Genomic DNA, 19,450 nt, shown 5'->3' with positions numbered 1-19,450 from the left:
GCGGGCTGTCCTTGCAGCGGGTCAGCCCTGCGGCCTGACCATACGGTTCACCATTCGTTGCACGGACGGGCCAAACAGGAGGATTACGGTGAAGGCGATGGGCCAGCAAAATGCCCAGGACGCCATCCAGTCGCCAACTGTGCCGGGGTTAAACCCGATTGCTTTGACCGTCGCGATCCCCGTTACAATCAAGGACATGAGGCCGGACATGATCAGGCTGAAAATGGCACGGGCATAGCGGGCTGGTATCAAGGCAGGCATCCTAATGGTCGCAATGCCCTTGATGTGTGGTATCTGAATGAAAATTACCAGTGCAAGTCCCGCATCCAGTCAAGTGTGTCGCAGGTGCGTTGAGTTGAAGGAGTGTATTCCGCGCTGATCCAGCCGCTATAACCTGCTGCGTCCATGGCCGAGAACAAGGCCTTGAAATCCGTTGGTCCGCGACCCGGTTCCGTGCGATCCGGGGCTGCGCCAACTTGGGCATGGACCACCTGCGGATGAAAGCGGTCCCAGACAGCCAGCGCGTCGCCATGGATCATATGAGCGTGAAAGCTGTCATATTGCAGGCCGACATTCGGGCGATTCACCTGGTTGAGCACCTCTGCTGCCAGATCGTAATCGTTCAAAAAATACCCGGGCTGTGAAACCAGGTTGAGCGGCTCGATGGTGAATTGTTGCTGTGGGGCGAAATCGGCGGCCCATCGCAGATTTTGCACAAAACAACTCAATGCATCCGGCCCGGTGGCGTATCCGGACATGATGTGGATCAGACCGGGGCGTAGCACCCCTGCATATCGCAGGACACGGCGAATGTCCGACTGGAACCGCGATTGACCATCGGGGATTGCTGCGTAACCCGGCGCACCGCCGGTGTAGTTCGGCGGTGGCGCGTTGATCAGCACAAGCTCCAACCCGTTGGCAAGCAAGGCGCGGCGGGTTTCCGTCGCGGCGATGTCGTAAGGAAACAAGACCTCGACGGCAGTGAACCCGGCATCTGATGCAGCCTGAAACCGCTCCAGGTAAGGCATTTCGGTAAATAGCAGTGAAAGGTTGGCAGCAAATCTGGGCATGAGCGGTCAGTGGTTGTGGTGATCCGACCATAACCAAGGGATGATTTTCGGGGAAGGGATCGAAAACGACAGATTGTCGAAAATCGACCAGATCGCTTGCACCGAATCAGCAAGGGTCCGCACAGCGCGGCGCGTCATTATGGGTGCCGTCTTAACAAAAGGTCCGAATCCAATGGCGATGAGCCCGGAACCCGTACGCGGGGCAACTACCGCTATGTCTGGTGGCCAAAACCCTGCGTTGTCAGGGAATGGGTTGGCGGTTGCCTCCATGATTACCTGGGCAGCGGGTTTCCCCGCGGCGGAAGTTCTGCTGGAAACCTGGCCCCCTGTTGCATTGCTGACCGCGCGCCTGGCGCTGGCGATTGCCGTTCTGATACCGGTCTGGATCCTGCTGGATGGCCCCAGCAGAGTGTTACGCGCAAGATGGGGCCGGGCGATGGTTGTCGGCGGCTTTGGTTTTGGCTTTGCCATGTTTCTGCTGATCGTCGCGCAGAAAATGACGGACCCGGTGACAGTCGCGATCATTGCATCCTGCGCGCCTTTGCTTGCAACGGTACTGGAGCTGATGGCAGGAACCCGACGGCTAAAGTGGACCTTTGCGTTGGGTGTTCTGGTGTCGGTTCTGGGTGGGCTGATTGCAACCAGCACCGCCGCGCCCGAACAGCTGGGGCTGGGCGCGGTTCTGGCGATCCTTGCAACGGGCCTGTTTTGCTGGGGTAGCATGGCCACTGCGCGCGACTTCCCCGAACTCAGTCAGATCGGGCGCTGTACGATTACGTTCGTCGGTGGGTTGCTCATGGCCGCGGTGCTGAGTTTTGGGGCGGCCCAACTGGGCATGGATGTGCTGCCAACCGCCGCCATTGATGGGCAGCAATGGGGGATGCTTGGGATCTATGCCTTGATATCACTGGGGCTCAGCCAAGTGTTGTTCATCTCGGCCGTGGGAAAGCTGGGCGTGGCGCTGGCTTCGTTTCACATCAATATCGCCCCGTTTTACGTGATGCTGATCATGCTGATGCTGGGGGAGGACTGGAACTGGACCCGTGCGCTGGGCGCGGGCGTAGTCGCCTTGGCCGTCGTGCTGGCTCAGGATCGCGCACCGCGGTCAGCCAAGATCGGCTGAAGGGATCAGCGGGAAGAATTGCCCACCTGACCAGACACCAAACCAGCCCTCATGGTGGCCGCCAATCTCGACAAGGCGATAGAAGCTTTTGCGATCTATGCGCGCTTCGAGGTTCGTGCGGATCAGTATGTAGGGTGACGGTTCTTCTGTTTCAGGATCGATTACAATCCGGATCGGATGCCCAGGACCTGCAACAGCGATGTCGTCCACTTGTGTGCGAAAGGTCAGGTCTTGCGTCTGACCTTCGCCGGTTTGCTCGAAATCCACGGCGATGAACGGCGCGTCCTCGACAGTGATTCCCACCTTTTCAACCGGCGTGACCAGATAGTATTTCCCGTCTTCTTTCTTAAGAATTGAGGAAAAAAGCCTCACAAGCTCGAACCGATTGATGGGCGAGCCTAAATAACTCCATGTACCATCTTTTGCGACACGGATGTCCAGATCGCCACAAAACGGAGGATTCCACAGGTGAACGGGTGGTAAACCCCGAGTTTTGGCGGCTTTTACCGATGCGGCCAATCCGTCGGGCGAGGGTTTCACAGGTTTTTGTCCGCTCATTGCTTTTGCCATTTCCTCTCAGCGCGATACACTTCAATCATATTCGTCCACGGAAGGGAAAGTCATGAACGAACCTGCCGACCTCGTAGCCGAGATCGAAGCGCTGGAAAACAAGCTGCAAGAGGCCAAGGCCTCGATCACCCGCCGCTTCATCGGGCAGGAAAGGGTCGTGGACCTGACCCTGACAGCGCTGTTGTGCGGTGGTCATGCCCTTCTGATCGGTCTGCCGGGCTTGGGCAAGACACGGTTGGTCGAGACGTTGTCGACCGTGATGGGCCTGCATGGCAATCGCATTCAGTTTACGCCCGACCTGATGCCCGCCGATATTCTTGGATCTGAGGTTTTGGATACGGCCGACGATGGCAGCCGCCATTTCCGTTTCATTCCAGGCCCGATCTTCTGTCAGCTGCTGATGGCGGATGAAATCAACCGGGCAAGCCCGCGAACGCAATCTGCGCTGCTGCAGGCGATGCAGGAGCGTACGGTGACAGTGGCCGGTGAGGACCGTTCCCTTGGTGTGCCATTCCATGTTCTGGCCACGCAAAACCCGATCGAACAGGAAGGCACCTATCCCCTGCCCGAAGCGCAGCTGGACCGGTTTCTGGTGCAGATCGATGTAGAATACCCCGATCGCCAGACCGAGCGGGATATTCTGCTGGCCACGACCGGTGTTGACGAAGACGAAGCACATCAGATTTTCAGCAAGGAAGAGTTGCTGGCTGCACAGGTCCTGCTGCGTCGGATGCCGGTCGGGGACTCGGTTGTCGAGTTGATCCTTGATCTGGTGCGGGCCTTCCGCCCAGAAGAAGCGGGTGTATCCGAACGGGTTGCTGAAACCGTCGCGTGGGGTGCTGGGCCACGCGCTGCGCAGGCGCTGATGATGACGGTTCGGGCACGTGCGATGTTGCAGGGGCGTCTGGCACCCAATGCCGAGGATGTGCTGGATATGGCACGCCCGGTGCTTAGCCACAGGATGGCTCTCAACTTTGCGGCACGGGCACGCGGCGACAGTTTGGCTGACCTGATCGACTCGACCGCTGTCGGGTTGATCCGGACCGAGGCGGCAGCGTGAATGCCGCGCTGACCCTTCGCGAAAGATCCGAGGCCGAGGCATCGCGGCTGCCGCCCCTTTTGGCGCGGGCCGAGCATCTGGCGGGTACCGTTCTGCTGGGTGACCATGGACGGCGACGCTCTGGCATGGGGGATGATTTCTGGCAATACCGCCCCGCGCAGATCGGGGACAGCCGACGGATGATCGACCACCGCCGCTCGGCGCGTGGAGATCAGCAATATGTGCGGGAACGCGAATGGCAGATCGCGCAATCGGTAATGCTTTGGGTCGATCAGGGGGCGTCGATGCGGTTTGCGTCCGACAAATCGTTGCCGACCAAGGCGGATCGCGCCCGGCTTTTGGGACTGGCAACGTCCATCCTGCTGGTCCGCGGTGGAGAGCGTGTTGGCCTGACAGGCACGACCTTGCCACCCCGGCGTGGCAATGCGCAGATCATCCGGCTGGCGCAAGCCTGGTCTGAAGATGATCAAACGGATTACGCCCCGCCTGAACATCGCGCCATGATCCCGCATGCCCGTGCCGTGTTCATTTCGGATTTTCTTGGTCCAATGGACGAAGTTGAACTGGCCCTGACCAAAGCCGCAGACCGTGGTGTTCGCGGCGTAATCCTTCAGGTGCTGGACCCGGGCGAAGAGACATTTCCTTATCGTGGGCGTACGATTTTCGAAAGCGTCGGGGGGTCCGTCCGGCACGAAACGCTCAAGGCGGCAGAGCTGCGGGACCGCTATCTGCAACGCCTCGCCCACCGTAAGGATGCGCTGACGCAGCTTTGCCGGGCGACTGGCTGGCAAATGGGCCTGCATCACACGGGTGATAGCGCGCAAGCGGCTCTGTTGTGGATATATCGTGCGCTGGACGGGGGAACGCGATGACGGTTCTGGCGGGCATCGGCTTTACCGCTCCATGGGTGCTGCTGGGTCTTCTGACCCTGCCGATCCTGTGGCTGATCCTGCGCGCTGTGCCGCCCGCGCCGATCCGTCGGATGTTCCCGGCGGTGACGTTGCTGCTGGGCCTGAAGGATGACGAAAGCGTTTCGGACCGCACGCCGTGGTGGCTGTTGCTGCTGCGGATGCTGGCAGCTGCGGCGGTGATCATAGGTCTGGCCGGTCCGGTTCTGAACCCGTCGCGGGATGAGATCGGGTCCGGGCCGCTGCTGATGGTGCTGGACGCCAGTTGGGCTGGCGCGACCCGATGGTCGGATACGCTGGATCAGATCGATGCGCAACTGACCGAGGCTGGCCGCGCAGGGCGCACGGTGGCTATCCTGCGCCTGACCGAACCGGAAACACCCGTTTTTCAGGCGGCCGAGGCTTGGCGGGGACATTTGCCGGGATTGATGCCCAACCCATGGCAGCCGACAGAACCTCAGATCGAACAGACCATTGCGGCACTAAATTCAATTGATGGCGGGTTTGATACTCATTGGTTCAGCGACCGGCTGGATTATGCAGATCATGCGGCGCTGGTCTCCAGCTTGCAGGCTCGTGGCGATGTGGTGGTGTTTCAGGCGGCGTCCCGGCCCATGGCGATCCTGCCAGCCGCTTATCAGGACGGGTTGATCCAATTGACAGTGCAGCGCGCGGGCCCCGGACCCGAGGAACGTGTGACAGTATTGGCACAAGGGCGCGACCCGGCCGGAACGGCGCGTGTGCTACATTCAGTGGAACTGACCCTTGAAGCCGGGAACGCTTCGGCGCAGGTCGATCTGGCGCTGCTATCCGAACTCCGCGCCCGGATCACGCGGTTCGAAATCCAGGACCAAAGGTCTGCCGGGGCCGTGACCCTGACCGATGACAGCCTGCGTCGGCGCGAGGTCGCGCTGATTGCCGGGAGTTTGAACCGCGAAGGTCTGGAGCTGCTGTCACCCCTGCATTATCTGACTCAGGTCCTGAGCCCCACGGCGGATTTCGTCGATGGTGGCCTACCCGAGGTTCTGCCCGCCAATCCGGATGTCATTGTTCTGTCCGATGTGGCCCAGATGTCGGAACCGGAAAAGGCGGACCTGATTGAATGGGTCGAACAGGGCGGTTTGTTGCTGCGCTTTGCCGGCCCGCGCATGGCGGCCAGCGATCTTGGGCGCGACACCGAAGACACCCTGCTGCCTGCACGGCTGCGCAGCGGTGGGCGATCTGTCGGCGGCGCGATGAGCTGGGGTGAGGCCAAGACCTTGGCACCATTCCCCGAAACCTCGCCTTTCTATGGATTGGACATCCCTGATGACGTGGTCGTTTCCACTCAGGTCATGGCACAACCAGACCCTAACTTGGCGGATCGCGTAATTGCCTCACTGACTGACGGCACGCCTTTGGTGACTCGTAAGGCGTTGGGGTTGGGGCAGGTGGTGTTGTTCCATGTGACCGCCGATGCAGAATGGTCCAGCCTGCCACTGTCGGGCCTGTTCGTTGAAATGCTGGATCGGCTGGCCGTGGCTTCGGCTGCAAAGTCCCGGCAAGAGGCTCAGTTACTGGGAACAACATGGGAGCCGGTACAAATCATGGACGGGTTTGGCACCTTGTCAGATGCCGGAACCCTGGCAGGTGTCGACGGGGTTGAACTAATATCGGGCCAAATCGGGTCGGAACTTCGTCCGGGTCTTTATGAAAGTGGCAAGCAGAAGTTGGCGTTGAACGTCGTTTCGGAAGAAACCCAGCTGCGCCCTGTTGTCTGGCCCGCGAACGTGCCGATCAAAGGGCAGGAGGTCAGTACGGAAACGCCACTGGGCGGTCTGTTGCTCAGCCTTGCACTGATTTTGCTGACAGTCGATGTTATTGCTTCGCTTGCTTTGTCGGGCAGGTTGGGTTTGACCCGAACAACGGCCGCTGCGCTGGCCGGTTTACTGTTGGTCCCCGAAGGTCACGCGCAAACGCCTGAGGATACCGAGTTTGCATTGGCTGCGACTCACGAACTGGTATTGGCGCATGTCCTGACTGGCGATGCGCAGGTAGATGATATTGCGCAAGCCGGGTTGCGCGGGCTTGGCCAAACCCTGCTCTATCGCACATCGGTTGAACCCGCAGACCCCATCGGTGTTGATCTGGAACGGGATGAGCTGGCGTTTTTTCCGTTGCTTTACTGGCCGATCTCAGCGAACCAGTCGCAACCTTCGGCCGAGGCCTATGTCAAGCTGAATGCCTATCTGCGGTCCGGGGGGATGATCCTGTTTGACACGCGTGATGCGGATATCGCCGGTTTCGGTGCCTCCAGCCCAAATGGCCGCAAACTGCAACAAATGGCCGGACCGCTGAATATCCCCGCATTAGAGCCGATTCCGCGCGATCATGTTCTGACACGCACGTTCTACCTGTTACAGGATTTTCCGGGCCGATATTCAGGCACCGAGGTTTGGGTCGAAGCTGCGCCGCTGGATGCAGAACAAATCGACGGGATGCCTTTCCGCAATCTGAACGACAATGTGACGCCGGTGGTCATTGGCGGCAATGACTGGGCCGGTGCCTGGGCGGTGGATCGCAACGGGCAGGCGCTGTTACCCGTCGGGCGCGGTTATGCCGGGGAACGGCAACGCGAATTGGCCAATCGTTTTGGTGTCAATCTGGTGATGCATGTGCTGACGGGGAACTACAAATCCGATCAGGTTCACGTGCCCGCCCTTCTGGACAGGTTGGGACAATGACAGGAACCGTGATCTTTGATCCGCTGATCCCGTGGGCGATGCTGCTTGTCGTGGGTATGATTGCCGTGGCCGGGGTCGTGATGGCCTTGTGGCGCGGATTGTCGGGATGGGCCTTGCGTGGGTTGGCGGCGCTGGTGATCATCGCTGCGCTGTCCGGCCCGGTCTATCAGATCGAGGATCGTGCACCTCTGACAGATATCGTTCTGATGTTCGAGGATGAAAGCGCCAGCCAGGCGCTTTCAGACCGGGTGGAACAAACGGCTATGGCCGCAGAGGATTTGGCCACCGAGATCGAGGCACGCGACAATACAGAACTGCGCCGCATCCGGGTCGGCGATGGTGAAGGCGATGAGGGCACGCAGATCATGGCAGCCCTGAACGAGGCCCTAGCCGAAGAGCCGCGTGCGCGTATTGCCGGTATCCTCGTGGTGTCCGACGGGATAGTGCATGATGTCGATCAGGCCCCGGATCTGCCCGCACCGATGCACCTGCTGCAAACCGGGCGGGAAAGCGACTGGGATCGCAGGCTTATTGTCCGAAACGCCCCTGCTTTCGCCATCATTGGTGAATCGGTGACCTTGACCCTGCGCGTCGAAGACAGCGGAGCTGCCCCCGCTGGTGCAACATCTGCACCGTTGGAAATTTCGGTGGATGGGGGCGAGCCCGAGCAGTTCAGCATTCCAGTCGGTCGCGATGTCGAACTGCCCGTCACATTGCCCCATGGCGGGCGCAACGTGATCCAGTTTTCCGTCCCTCAGGCTGAGGGCGAGTTGACCGACCGTAACAACACGGCCCTGATCCAGATGAACGGCGTAAGGGACCGCCTGCGTGTGCTGCTGGTCTCGGGTGAACCGCATCCGGGCGGTCGCACGTGGCGTAACCTGTTGAAATCTGACAGTTCTGTTGATCTGGTGCATTTCACCATCCTGCGCCCGCCTGAAAAGCAGGACGGTGTGCCTGTGGACGAGCTGTCGCTGATCGCCTTTCCGACGCGTGAGTTGTTTTTAGAAAAGATCAACGATTTCGACCTGATCATCTTTGACCGCTACAAGCGGCGCGGGATTCTGCCTGCGATTTATTTGGACAATGTCACAAGCTACATCAACGAAGGCGGCGCGGTCCTGGTTGCCGCCGGACCTGATTTCGCCGGTGCCGACAGCATCTTCCGCTCGCCCTTGGCGCCAGTTCTGCCTGCTCAGCCAACCGCGCGGGTGATCGAGGAACGATATGTGCCGATGGTCAGTGATCTGGGGCATCGTCACCCGGTCACGACCAACCTTGGAGAATCCGAGGATTGGGGGGCGTGGTTGCGACAGATCGACGTGAAACATCGCTCGGGCGACGTGCTGATGACCGGGGTCGAGGATCGTCCGCTGCTTGTCCTGAACCGTGTCGGCGAAGGGCGCGTTGCGATGCTTGCGTCTGACCATGCCTGGCTTTGGAGTCGTGGCTTCGAAGGAGGGGGTCCGCAGCTGGAGCTGTTGCGCAGGCTGGCCCATTGGATGATGAAAGAACCGGAACTGGAAGAAGAGGCGTTGTGGGCCGAGGCCAACGGTCAGTCCATGCGTATCATTCGTCAGACGCTCGGGACAGAAGTCGGCCCGGTAACAGTCACCTTGCCGAATGGTGAGACGTTGGAGGTTACTTTGAAAGAGGTTTCTCCGGGTCGGTTTGAAGCGCAGTATTACGGCCCCGAGATCGGCCTTTATCGTTTGCAGGAAGGCGACCACATGGCTGTGATCGGCCTTGGCCCTGCTGCACCGAAGGAGTTCGAGCGCACCATCGCGACTGGTGATGTCCTTGAACCGGTGCTGGCCGGGATGCGGGGCGGTGTGATCCAACTGGAAGATGGGCTGCCGTCGATCCGCAACGTGCGCGCCGGACGCCCCGCCGCCGGGCGGGGCTGGATCGGTTTGACCCCACGCAACGCGTATGAGACGCGGGATGTCACGCAGGCCGGGTTGCTGCCGCCCTGGCTTGTCTTGCTACTGGCTGGGGGCTTTTTGCTGGGCGGTTGGCTGCGGGAAGGGCGGCGTTAACGCTGGCCCGTTGCTGTTCTTTAACGGGAACCGGGCGCGCTCTGGTCGATCCGGAACGAGGCCCGGTCGGATTGGCCCTGTGCATCCACCACCACAAGTGAGGTAAATCCGGGTCCGGGATTGGGAATTTCGAATTCTCGCTGCCGTTGCCCGGTCAAGACAGGCACGCCGTTGGTCAGAACGGAAAACGGCCCGACACCACCGCGTAGTTTCACCGTCAGAGGGCTCCCGAAAGTCTCTAACACAGCGTTTTCTGGTGGAAACAACAGATCAGGTGCGGTTTGGTCCGTTTCGAAAGCCGCCGCGCGGGGCCGGAAACGTTGCAACGGTTGCGGCAATTGCGCGGCGCCAACCAACAGTGTTGATGGTGGCGGTGGGCGCAGGGGCGTGAGTTCGGGTTTCAGCAGGCCGAAAGCCTCGGTCAGAAGCGGCGCGGCAACGTCCCCTCCGAATGCGCCGGGAATAGGTGTGCCATCCGCGCGTCCCAGCCAGACCCCGATGACATGCTGCCCGTCAAAACCAATGGCCCAGGCATCGCGGTGCCCATAAGAGGTTCCCGTTTTGAAGGCCAGCGCCCCTGAAGTGCTGCCCGTGGGTGGTGTGATCCCGGATAGAATATCCGCAATCTGCCATACTGAGGTTTCGGACAAAACACGAGAGGTGAGCCGTGCATCAGCCAAGGCGTCATGGCGCAGAATTGGGCCTTGCCCACCAGCGGCCAGCGTCACGTAGATCTGCACAAGATCATGCAGGCTCAGCCCGACGCCACCCAAGGATATTGCCAATCCGGGTGTACCACTGCTCAGGCGCGGTTCTGATCCTGCTGTCCGCAGTGCTGCCATCACGCGCGCAGGGCCCAGCTCGTGCGTCAGGCGCACGACAGGGATATTCAGCGACAATTGCAGCGCGTCCCGAACCCTTACATCGCCTCGGAAAACGCCATCGAAGTTTCGCGGGGCGTAACGCCCGAACATCACCGGGCTATCGCTGATCAGGGTTTCCGGATGGGCCAGCCCCTGATCGAATGCCAGCCCGTAAACCAGAGGTTTCAGCGTCGATCCGGGCGACCGCACGGCTTGGGTCATATCCACGAACCCTTGTCGTGCATCCTGATACCCGGCTGACCCGACCGAGGCCAAAATCTTACCGTTGCGATGATCTGCCACGATCAGCGCACCGGACACGCGTGGCCCGATGCGCGCGGCGGCCCGAGCGACCACAGTTTCCAACCGGGCTTGCACCCCTGCATCCAGGGTCAGATCAAATACACCGGTTGCACGGGTTTGGCCTTTCACGCGGTCGGTCAGATGGGGTGCAAGGCGCGGAAACGGGATCATTCGATCAGGAATGGTTTCCGTCAGGGCAGCGTGCATTTCAGCCTTGGTCAATACACCGTAGCGCTCCAACCTGCGCAAAATCCGATCACGGGCAATTTGGGCTGCCTCGGGTCTGCGATCCGGGCGTCGCGCCTCCGGGGATTGCGGCAATGCGACCAGAAGGGCCGCCTGTGCGTCGGTCAACCGGGTTGCTTCCTTGCCGAACCAGGCGCGGGCACCGGCACGGATACCTTCCAGATTGCCGCCATAGGGAGCATGGGTCAGGTAGAGGTTCAGGATCTGTGTCTTGCTCAGCTGTCGCTCCAGCGCCAATGCGACCCTAATCTGGCGAAACTTGCCATTCCAGCGTCCGGTCGATCCATCTTCGATCAGCCGCGCAACCTGCATGGTCAGGGTTGACCCGCCTGAAACAGCGCGCCCATTCCAAAGGCTTTGCCCGGCTGCGCGCAGCAACGCGACAGGGTCCACGCCCGCGTGGGTCCAGAAACGTTTATCTTCGTACCGGATCAGCATAGCGGTGAAGTTGGGATCGACCGAACCGGGTAGCAGCCTCCAGATGCCATCTGCAACCGGAAACACACGCAGGAGGTCGCCGTTACGATCCCGCATCTCGACCGAAGTTTCAGTCAGAACGGGCGGCAGCACCATGCCGTCGACCCAGCGGTCAACACCATCCCGCGCCAACGCCGCCAGATAGAGAGCACCGGCCAACGCAAATAACAGGCGCGGCACCCTAGGCATGAGAGCCGCCCAAACAGGGATATGAAAGATGTCCGGTCACTGCACCTCGACCCGTCCCGTCGCCGTTCGCGCACGGTTCTGGGGGCGGTACATATCTTCGACCGAGGCCGCCGGATGGTGGAACACGCCCGGTGTGACGGCACGGGCGACATAAGCCAGTGTCACGGTCTGGCGCCCCGACAGGTCAACCGCAGCCAAGAACCTGTCCGAGCGGAACTCGGTATGCGTGGCGTCAGACAGATCCAACCAGTCCAGCGACCGCACATCGCCCGATCGCAGCAGGTTCGGGTTATCGATCTCGATCCCGGCGGCAAGAGGATCGTCCACCATCAGACGCGCCCCACCGCTTTCAAACGGCGTGACCGTCAGAACCGTGACAAACCGGTCCCCCACGGCAAAGCGGCTAGCGTCAATCAGGTCGCCGTCCATCGAATAATACTGCCGTTCGATAGCATAGCCGGTGCCACCGGCCTCAGGCGGATCTTCGGGGATTCCGGTCACCGTCAGGGTGATATCGGTTGCCTGACCGTCGGTCGCAGTGATGTTGACCTCTTCCGCTTGCCCGGATTGCAGAACCTGAACAAAGGGGCCGGAAACTGATACGCCATTGACCGTCAGGCCGGACCCGGAAGGGTCTGACACCAGCGCGTGCGCTGCCAACAGGGACCACGCGGCCTCTTGTGTGGACAGGGGTGTGCGGCCCGTGCTTACCCGTTGGATCAATGCGTTGCGGTCAATCGCCTCGCTGCCTGCATCTACGGCTAGGGTCAGCAGGCCCGCCGCATCCCGCAGGCGGGTGCCGTAATCCGCGCGCCAGTGGTTTTCCTGATCGTTCGGCACCTGTTGCAGCATCCGCGCCGCACGGGCGAACATCGCGTCTGCGCGGGTCTGGTCCCCGTACGACGCCAACGCAGCGCCCAGTTGTGCGGCGGCCAACGGCGTGTCAAAAGCATCCCCTTTGACATCCGCATAATAGCGCAGATCGCCCATCGCCGCCGCGCCTTCCCGCGCAAGAACCATCAGGGCATAAGCGATATCCTGACCACCTTCGTCGAAGTCCGGCGCATAATTGACCCGATTGCGCAGGTTATCCATGGCCTGCGCAAAAGCTCGATCCGGCACCGGGTTCCTCTGCGCACGGGCGCGCGACAGGAAATCGGTCACATAGGCGTCCAGCCAGAAATCACCGCTGCCTGCGCGCCACAGGCCAAAAGCACCGTTTGCAGCCTGACGAGTCAGAATGCTTTGGATCGAATCCGTGATGCGCTGATCCACCTCTGGGCCATTCCCCAGCCCCGAGGCCTGCGCGACGGATGACAGGTAGAGCAGCGGCAGTGCCTTGCTGGTGATCTGTTCGGTGCAGCCATAGGGGTAATGGTTCAGCTGATCCAGCAGACCGGGCGTGTCAAATTTGGCCAACGCCCCGGCTGACAGGATGGCTTTGGCCGAGCCGGGTTGAAACCCGTCAAAAACATCCTGCGAAAACAAAAAGCTGTCACCCGCACCCAGCGCAAAGCGCCGCGTCCGGGCAATTACGGGATCGTTGGCCCGCACCGGCATCCGTAGGGTTTGCGACAGATCGCGCCCGTCTGGTGTGGTGATGGAAACGCTGATCTCTGGATCGCCAATGACATGGGCTGTAACAGGGATGTCGAACACCGCTTTGCCACCATCCTCCAGCTGAAAGCGTGCCGGTACCGGGCCCAGTTCCAGCCCACCAGTGGTGGTTAGGCCAAGCGCCATGTCTCCGGATGCGCCATCCGCATGGACGATCTCAAGACGCATCCGGCTTTGATCGCCTGGGGCCAGAAACCGCGGCAGACTGGCCGTAACCACCACCGGGTCGCGGACGATCATGTCCGCCTCGGCCTGCCCGACGGCTTTTTGTGACCACGCGACGGCCATCAGTCGGACCGTACCATTGAAGGCGGGCAGGGGGATGTCGACCTCAACCTTTCCATCCGCCCCGACCTGAACCGGGCCGCTGAACACCGCCATCAGATCTTGCGTCGGTGGCGGGGATTGGCGGCGCATCCCGTTGTCATTGTCGCCGCCAGAGCGAACCGTACCCATCGTTCCGTTCATGCCGTCGATCAGCCGCCCGTAAACATCACGCAGGTCCACACCCAGCCGACGTTGCCCAAAATAGTACGCTTGCGGGCTTGGGCTTTCGAACCCCGTCAGGTTGAGGATGCCCACATCCACAGCAGCAAGGGTCAGCCAGACTGGATCATCGCTTGCAACATTTTCGACCCTAACAAGGGCCTTCTGTGTTTGACGGGGCGAGGTAACCTCGGGCACCTCAATGGCAACCGACAGCGTGCGATCCGCGGGATCAATGGCGGCATAGGCGACGCCCATGGCGCGTGCCGGGTTCTGACCGGCCGAAACATTCATCGGTCGGATCACTGTGGCCGTGACATAGGCACCTGCCCCCCAATCTTCTGTCACCTCTATCGGGACAACTGTCTCGCCCTCCTTTACGGCAACCATCTGGCGATGGATCAGTCGGTTCGACAGCACTTCGACTTGGGCGATACCTGCCATGCGCGGAACGATGCGCAGCTGTGCGGTTTCCCCGGCGCGATAGCTGTCGCGATCCAGCGACATCTCAAGCCGGTCAGGCGTGGTCGAAGCATCTGCGGCCTGATACCAGCCTGCGTGGAAATCGACAGCGGTTTCCGTAAAGGTGCCATCAATACGTTGGACCACCAGTTCATAACGGCCCCAGTCCACGGGTTGGGACAACGTCAAAGGAATAGTGGCGACGTCAATCTCTCCGGTGGCAACGCGAGTGCGTCTGGTTGTCGGTTCCCAATTCCAGTTTCCGTAAAGCTGATACCATTGATACCGCGTTTCGATCTTGTTCAGCGTCCAGCGCAGGCGCATCGGGCTGGGGTTCAGGTCGGGTGCAAGGCCGATGATCTGAAACGCGGCCTCGGTACCTTCGGGGAGTACGTCCTCGAACAGGGGTTTGACACCGATGACAGGTTGCGGCGGCAGGACAGGAACGCTCAGGTGACGTTCAACAGGGCGGCCTGAGCCGTCAGCCAGTCGCGCAATAACCTCGGCTTCAATTGGCTTCCCTTCCGTCTCTAACACAGGGATTTCAACGGCAATAGATGCTTTGCCGTTTGCATCTGTACGCGTGTCACCAAAATAGGTGCTTTTGATCGATGTCTCGGCGTCATAGCGGCCAAAGCGATACCCGTCGTAGCCCGGCACTGTGTCCGCCGGGCGTGCGATAACCTGACCGTCGATGCTCAGGTCCGACCCCGGCGCACCAAACAGATAGCGCGCGTCGATCGAAAGCGGAGGGCTGTCGCCGGGACGCAGGGGCGCGTCCGGCAGGGTCAGCTCAAAATCTATACGTTCCGGCAGGAAGTCTTCTACCAGCACTGTTTGTCGCGCCAGCGCATCGCCTTTGGGATCAGACCTGATCTCGATCCGCCAAGCGCCGCGCGGTGCATCCTCCGCAACAGGCAGGGCAAAGATATGCCCCCCGGCGACGCCGCCATCCGAGACGGTTCGGCGGTATTCCACGCCGTCAGGGCGATACAGGATCGCAATCAGGGGCAGGCCCTCGATAGCCTGCGCCTCACCATCGCGCGAAAGGGCGGTGAGGTGTATCACCTCTCCGGCTCGATAAGCGCCGCGATCCGTGGCTAGAAAAACATCAACCGGCCCCGCAGGTGCACGCCCTTCAACACCACGATCTGACAGGTCAAAGGCAGGATCGGTCAGGGATAGAAAGCTGAAGTCGCTGTCCCCGGTCGATGCCATCACCAGCGCGGGCGCACTGGCCCCCTTGCCCCGTGTCAGGCCGGGATCGAACCGGACATAACCTGATTCATCCGTTCGCGCTTGGGCGATGACCGCATTTGCGCTTGTGACCAGTGAAACCTCGACACCTTCACGGGGTGCCGCGTCGCTCAACCTGCGCACCGTGACGTGCAACCCGTCGGTGCCAAGCACGCTGCTGATCCCAAGATCGGACAGAACAAACCATTGCGTTGCGCCCGGGTCGTCATAGGGATCAGCCCCCGGAACACGGGCGGTCAGCGCATAGATGCCAGCGGGCTGATCCGCGATCGCCTCGGCCATTGGCAGGCGCGCCGTCATGGTCTGGTTCAGTTCGTTGGCCACTTCGGCGGTACCGGTCCAGATATCCTCGGCAATTTCATCGGAAAATTCTGCTTCCTGCCATTCACTAAGCGGGCGACCGAAGAAATCCTGCTGAACCGCGCGCAACAGGTTCCGGTCGCTGACCCTCCGCAGGATCAGGTTCAGCTCGGTGATGTTGACCGTTTCAACGGGCAACGCAGCATCAGCGGATTTCGGCAGAACGTAGCTGCGCCCGGGAAACCGGACCAAAGGCGCCCGGTCGCGCACGTAATGGGTAAGCTCAACATTGCGGTTCAGCGCCTCGCCCGAGGCGGAAGGCAAGCCTTCGCGTAGCGTCAGGCGATAGCGCTGACCATGGGCGACACCGTCAACGCACAGCTGCCTGCCCTCAGCCTGTACCACCAACCCGTCATCGTTGCGCTGGACAAACGGATCATAGTCGACCCCCGCCTTGACCAGCGGTTCCGAAAACTCAACACAGATCCGCGGCGCGGCGGCGTCGCTTTCGACAGAACTGTCGACCACGCGAAACCCGTATTTCCCGATGGCATCATTCAGTGCGGCCAGTACATCCTCGCGCGGTTGGATTTGCTCGGCCAGCCGCAGCACCGGGATCATATCGCGCCCACGCTCGACCTCCTCCAAGGCGCGGGCCAATGCCATCAGGGCGGCAACCTGCGTGCCGGGAGCGTCCGCGCGCAAATAGCCATTGGTTGCGGCATTCAGCGCACGGTTGCGCAGGTCGCGCCTTTCACTCCAGTCCGAAGAGTCTGTCTGCAACAACAGGCGCGCGTATTCCACCCACAGATCAGGCGCATCGCTGAGCGCTACGGCCACACCAGTCCAATTCATCGCCTGCCGCGGGCTGCTCGCGCTGCGCGCCGCGTCCAGAACAGCCTGCAGGTCGTTGCCCTGTGCAATATGCACAAAGCCCAGATCGCGTGCCTGATCTGCGGCCTGCTTCAGGTCGGCAGTACCAAGTACATTCAATGCATTTGCACGCGTTATGGCCAATGTTTGGGTCTGATCTGCGGTAGATACTTTCTGCGCAGACACAGCCCCCTGATAGGTCTCTTGCCGGTTTACACCGCTTTTTGGAAAACAGGCATTGGATCGGGTGTTGTAGGTGAACGCGGTGCAAAGTGTATTGGCGGAACAAGCCTGAATGCAGGACTTCAGATCGGTATCGAAAAGGGCGTCCAGATCCGAGCCATAAAAATCTGCGTCCCGTGTCGTGATGTAGCGGAAATCGGGCACTGCATCTTGCGCCTGGGTGGCGCCGGGCAGGACTAAAAGTGAAAAGACGTAAGTTATTGAAATAAAAACAAAGCGGCGCATGGTGCCCTCCTCTTTGGGCACAGCGTTGCATGGTGTGCGCCTGTTGTGCAACGGCTTAAACAGTTTTTCATCTTCCGCCGGGATGCTGGGTGCAGAGCGTTCTGGAATCAATCAAATGAGTCTTGCACATAAATTGGCACAGGAACGGCGCGCGCGTTTGGCAGCTGAACGGATGCTGGCCCTGAAACAGGCCGAGCTTTCGGCAGCCAATCGCAAACTGGGCCAACATGCCATGGCGTTGACCAAACGAATTGGCGAAACGCAGGCTGAGGTTGAAACCGTTCGGGATGAAAACGAAAAGGTCAAATCCGATCTCTGCGTGGCCAACGCCAAGATCGAGGTTGCCGAACGCCGTTTGTGGCACTCGATTCAGACAATTCAGGACGGATTTGCCTTTTTTGACGGTGACAACCGGCTGATCGGCGCAAACACCGCGTATCTGAGCGTTTTTGAAGGCCTGGACGAGGTCGCGCCGGGAATATCATACCCGCGTATTCTGCATTTGCTGACGTCAGAAGGTATTGTCGATATCGGGGATGAATCCGCGGAAGACTGGCAGGACAGAATGCTAGCCCGATGGAGCCGCGCCAACCCGCCACCAATCGTCATGCAGCTTTGGAACGGTCACTATATCCGCCTGATCGACCAGCGTGGCAGCGGTGGCGATATGGTGAGCCTTGCTCTCAACATCACGGCGTCGGTCCGGCACGAAATCGAGCTTAAGGCGGCGCGCGAGCGAGCCGAAGCAGCAAACCGGGCCAAGTCGGCCTTTCTGGCCAATATGAGCCATGAAATCCGCACCCCGATGAACGGCATAGTTGGCATGTCCGAATTGCTGGACGAGACACCGTTGGACGAAGAGCAGCGGCTTTACGTCAACACGATCCGCAATTCGGGCGAGGCGTTGCTGGTCATCATCAACGACGTTCTGGATTATTCCAAGATTGAGGCGGACAAGCTGACTCTGCACCCCGAACAGTTCGATCTTGAACGTTGCATTCTTGAGGTTGCGATGCTGCTACAGCCCAGCGTGCGGGATAAGGGGCTGACATTGCTGGTGGATTACGACTTGTTCTTGCCAACCCTTTTTGTGGGCGATCCTGGTCGGATACGGCAGGTTCTGACCAATCTGGTCGGCAACGCCGTCAAGTTCACCTCCGAAGGCTACGTGCTGGTCCGGGTGACAGGAGTGCCCAACCCGGATGCGCAGATCTGCGACATCCATATCGCGATTGAAGACACCGGAATTGGCATCGACGCCGAGAAAATCGACCACATATTTGGCGAGTTCAATCAGGTCGAAGACGAGCGCAACCGCCAGTTTGAAGGCACCGGGCTTGGCCTTGCCATCACCAAGCGGCTGATCACCTTGATGGGCGGCACGGTCTGGGTTGAAAGCGAACCGGAACAGGGATCCTGTTTCGGTTTTCGCGTGACACTGCCCACGGTAGAAGGCCCGCAACCCGAGCCTCCGAACCTGGCGGATTGTTTGAAACATGTCCTGCTGGTTGAAGATCTTGCCGTGAACCGGGCCATTCTTGCCAAGCAGCTTGGGCGACTGGGGGCTGAGGTGACGGTTTGCACGTCGGGGACCGAGGCGCTGTCACGGATGAATGATCAGATTGATCTGGTTCTTTGTGACCACGATCTGCCGGATATGGATGGGCTGGATCTTGCGGTCGCGCTCAGGGATCGCGGGTGGGGTGACATTCCGGTGGTCGTGATGTCTGCAAGCCCCGGTTTGATTCACGTGCATCCTGCCCGTGACCTGATCGACGGTGTCTTGCAGAAACCCATCCCTCGATCCGAGTTGTATGGCAGGCTGATGGCACTCGACGGCTCATCGTTGGAAACGGGCGCTCTAGATGTGGGTAAAACAGTCTCTAAAAAGCGAGATTCTGAATCTGCGCACCCCCGACGCATGAGGGTTCTTGCCGCAGAAGACAACCGCACCAACCAATTGATCCTGAAGAAGATGGTCAAGGATCTGAATATCGATCTTCGCTTTGCCTCCAATGGGATTGAAGCGGTTGAGATCTTTCAGGCGTTCGAGCCAGATCTGATCTTCATGGATATTTCAATGCCGAAGATGGACGGCAAACAGGCAACAGCGGAAATTCGCGGGCTTGAGGTTGCAACCGGTCGTCACGTTCCTATCGTTGCCCTGACGGCCCATGCCATGGCGGGGGATGATCAGGGTATTCTGTCAGCCGGCTTGGACCACTACCTGACCAAACCGCTACACAAGAACCGAATTCACCAGATGATCCTGCAACACCAACCCGATTGCGTCTGCTCGGTCGCAGACACCATGCCCAGTGTCAAAATCCGGCGTGAGCGGGGCGAAAACCCAAATCCGACCTCGTCGGGCTGACACTTCAGGCGTTTGTCATCGGGATGCAAGTTCAAGTGACCT

At 60.1% G+C, this 19,450-nt stretch carries 11 protein-coding genes; 6 read left to right on the top strand and 5 right to left on the bottom strand.

All coding sequences use genetic code 11. The annotated features are described in order from the left end of the window. Nucleotides 1–21: 21 nt before the first annotated feature. Nucleotides 22–252: a DUF2798 domain-containing protein gene (locus AC2FLO_RS01705; protein WP_480772997.1), complete on the bottom strand. Its 231-nt coding sequence runs from the start codon at nucleotides 250–252 to the stop codon at nucleotides 22–24. Nucleotides 253–305: 53 nt separating this feature from the next. Further along, entirely contained in the window at nucleotides 306–1,070 is a 765-nt protein-coding gene (locus AC2FLO_RS01700; protein ID WP_496753448.1) for a hydroxypyruvate isomerase family protein, read from the bottom strand. Nucleotides 1,071–1,338: 268 nt separating this feature from the next. Between AC2FLO_RS01700 and AC2FLO_RS01695 the strand changes: the two genes are divergently transcribed. Then, on the top strand, nucleotides 1,339–2,193 hold the full coding sequence (locus tag AC2FLO_RS01695) for a DMT family transporter (RefSeq protein ID WP_496753447.1): 855 nt from the start codon (nucleotides 1,339–1,341) through the stop codon (nucleotides 2,191–2,193). Here AC2FLO_RS01695 and AC2FLO_RS01690 read toward each other — a convergent pair. Next, complete coding sequence (locus tag AC2FLO_RS01690; RefSeq protein ID WP_496753446.1) at nucleotides 2,176–2,751, bottom strand: DUF1285 domain-containing protein; 576 nt, start codon at nucleotides 2,749–2,751, stop codon at nucleotides 2,176–2,178. The genes AC2FLO_RS01695 and AC2FLO_RS01690 overlap by 18 nt on opposite strands. A 64-nt stretch (nucleotides 2,752–2,815) precedes the next feature. Here AC2FLO_RS01690 and AC2FLO_RS01685 point away from each other — a divergent pair, with 64 nt between their 5' ends. From AC2FLO_RS01685 to AC2FLO_RS01670, 4 genes are read left to right on the top strand one after another with little or no spacing between them, the layout of a single operon-like run. Beyond that, nucleotides 2,816–3,823, top strand: a complete 1,008-nt coding sequence (locus tag AC2FLO_RS01685; RefSeq protein WP_496753445.1) for an AAA family ATPase — start codon at nucleotides 2,816–2,818, stop codon at nucleotides 3,821–3,823. Beyond that, complete coding sequence (locus tag AC2FLO_RS01680) at nucleotides 3,820–4,695, top strand: DUF58 domain-containing protein (RefSeq protein ID WP_267365920.1); 876 nt, start codon at nucleotides 3,820–3,822, stop codon at nucleotides 4,693–4,695. Before AC2FLO_RS01685 ends, AC2FLO_RS01680 begins: the two co-directional genes overlap by 4 nt. Then, complete coding sequence (locus tag AC2FLO_RS01675; protein WP_496753444.1) at nucleotides 4,692–7,454, top strand: DUF4159 domain-containing protein; 2,763 nt, start codon at nucleotides 4,692–4,694, stop codon at nucleotides 7,452–7,454. Before AC2FLO_RS01680 ends, AC2FLO_RS01675 begins: the two co-directional genes overlap by 4 nt. Next, nucleotides 7,451–9,493: a hypothetical protein gene (locus AC2FLO_RS01670; RefSeq protein WP_496753443.1), complete on the top strand. Its 2,043-nt coding sequence runs from the start codon at nucleotides 7,451–7,453 to the stop codon at nucleotides 9,491–9,493. Before AC2FLO_RS01675 ends, AC2FLO_RS01670 begins: the two co-directional genes overlap by 4 nt. A 20-nt stretch (nucleotides 9,494–9,513) precedes the next feature. Here AC2FLO_RS01670 and pbpC read toward each other — a convergent pair whose 3' ends face one another. Continuing rightward, entirely contained in the window at nucleotides 9,514–11,571 is a 2,058-nt protein-coding gene (pbpC, locus tag AC2FLO_RS01665) for a penicillin-binding protein 1C (RefSeq protein WP_496753442.1), read from the bottom strand. 36 nt (nucleotides 11,572–11,607) lie between these two features. Next, complete coding sequence (locus AC2FLO_RS01660; protein ID WP_496753441.1) at nucleotides 11,608–17,034, bottom strand: alpha-2-macroglobulin family protein; 5,427 nt, start codon at nucleotides 17,032–17,034, stop codon at nucleotides 11,608–11,610. Nucleotides 17,035–17,149: 115 nt separating this feature from the next. Here AC2FLO_RS01660 and AC2FLO_RS01655 point away from each other — a divergent pair, with 115 nt between their 5' ends. After that, entirely contained in the window at nucleotides 17,150–19,408 is a 2,259-nt protein-coding gene (locus tag AC2FLO_RS01655) for a response regulator (RefSeq protein ID WP_496753440.1), read from the top strand. Nucleotides 19,409–19,450 lie beyond the last annotated feature (42 nt).

It is taken from the genome of Ruegeria sp. TASC047, assembly GCF_059612445.1.
This window is presented reverse-complemented; position numbering and strand designations above follow the sequence as displayed.

Excerpts from the sequence above, each read along its gene's own strand:
- AC2FLO_RS01700 (WP_496753448.1), bottom strand. The coding sequence starts at position 1,070 with ATGCCCAGATTTGCTGCCAACCTTTCACTGCTATTTACCGAAATGCCT.
- AC2FLO_RS01695 (WP_496753447.1), top strand. The coding sequence starts at position 1,339 with ATGATTACCTGGGCAGCGGGTTTCCCCGCGGCGGAAGTTCTGCTGGAA.
- AC2FLO_RS01690 (WP_496753446.1), bottom strand. The coding sequence starts at position 2,751 with ATGAGCGGACAAAAACCTGTGAAACCCTCGCCCGACGGATTGGCCGCA.
- AC2FLO_RS01685 (WP_496753445.1), top strand. The coding sequence starts at position 2,816 with ATGAACGAACCTGCCGACCTCGTAGCCGAGATCGAAGCGCTGGAAAAC.
- AC2FLO_RS01675 (WP_496753444.1), top strand. The coding sequence starts at position 4,692 with ATGACGGTTCTGGCGGGCATCGGCTTTACCGCTCCATGGGTGCTGCTG.
- AC2FLO_RS01670 (WP_496753443.1), top strand. The coding sequence starts at position 7,451 with ATGACAGGAACCGTGATCTTTGATCCGCTGATCCCGTGGGCGATGCTG.
- pbpC (WP_496753442.1), bottom strand. The coding sequence starts at position 11,571 with ATGCCTAGGGTGCCGCGCCTGTTATTTGCGTTGGCCGGTGCTCTCTAT.
- AC2FLO_RS01660 (WP_496753441.1), bottom strand. The coding sequence starts at position 17,034 with ATGCGCCGCTTTGTTTTTATTTCAATAACTTACGTCTTTTCACTTTTA.
- AC2FLO_RS01655 (WP_496753440.1), top strand. The coding sequence starts at position 17,150 with ATGAGTCTTGCACATAAATTGGCACAGGAACGGCGCGCGCGTTTGGCA.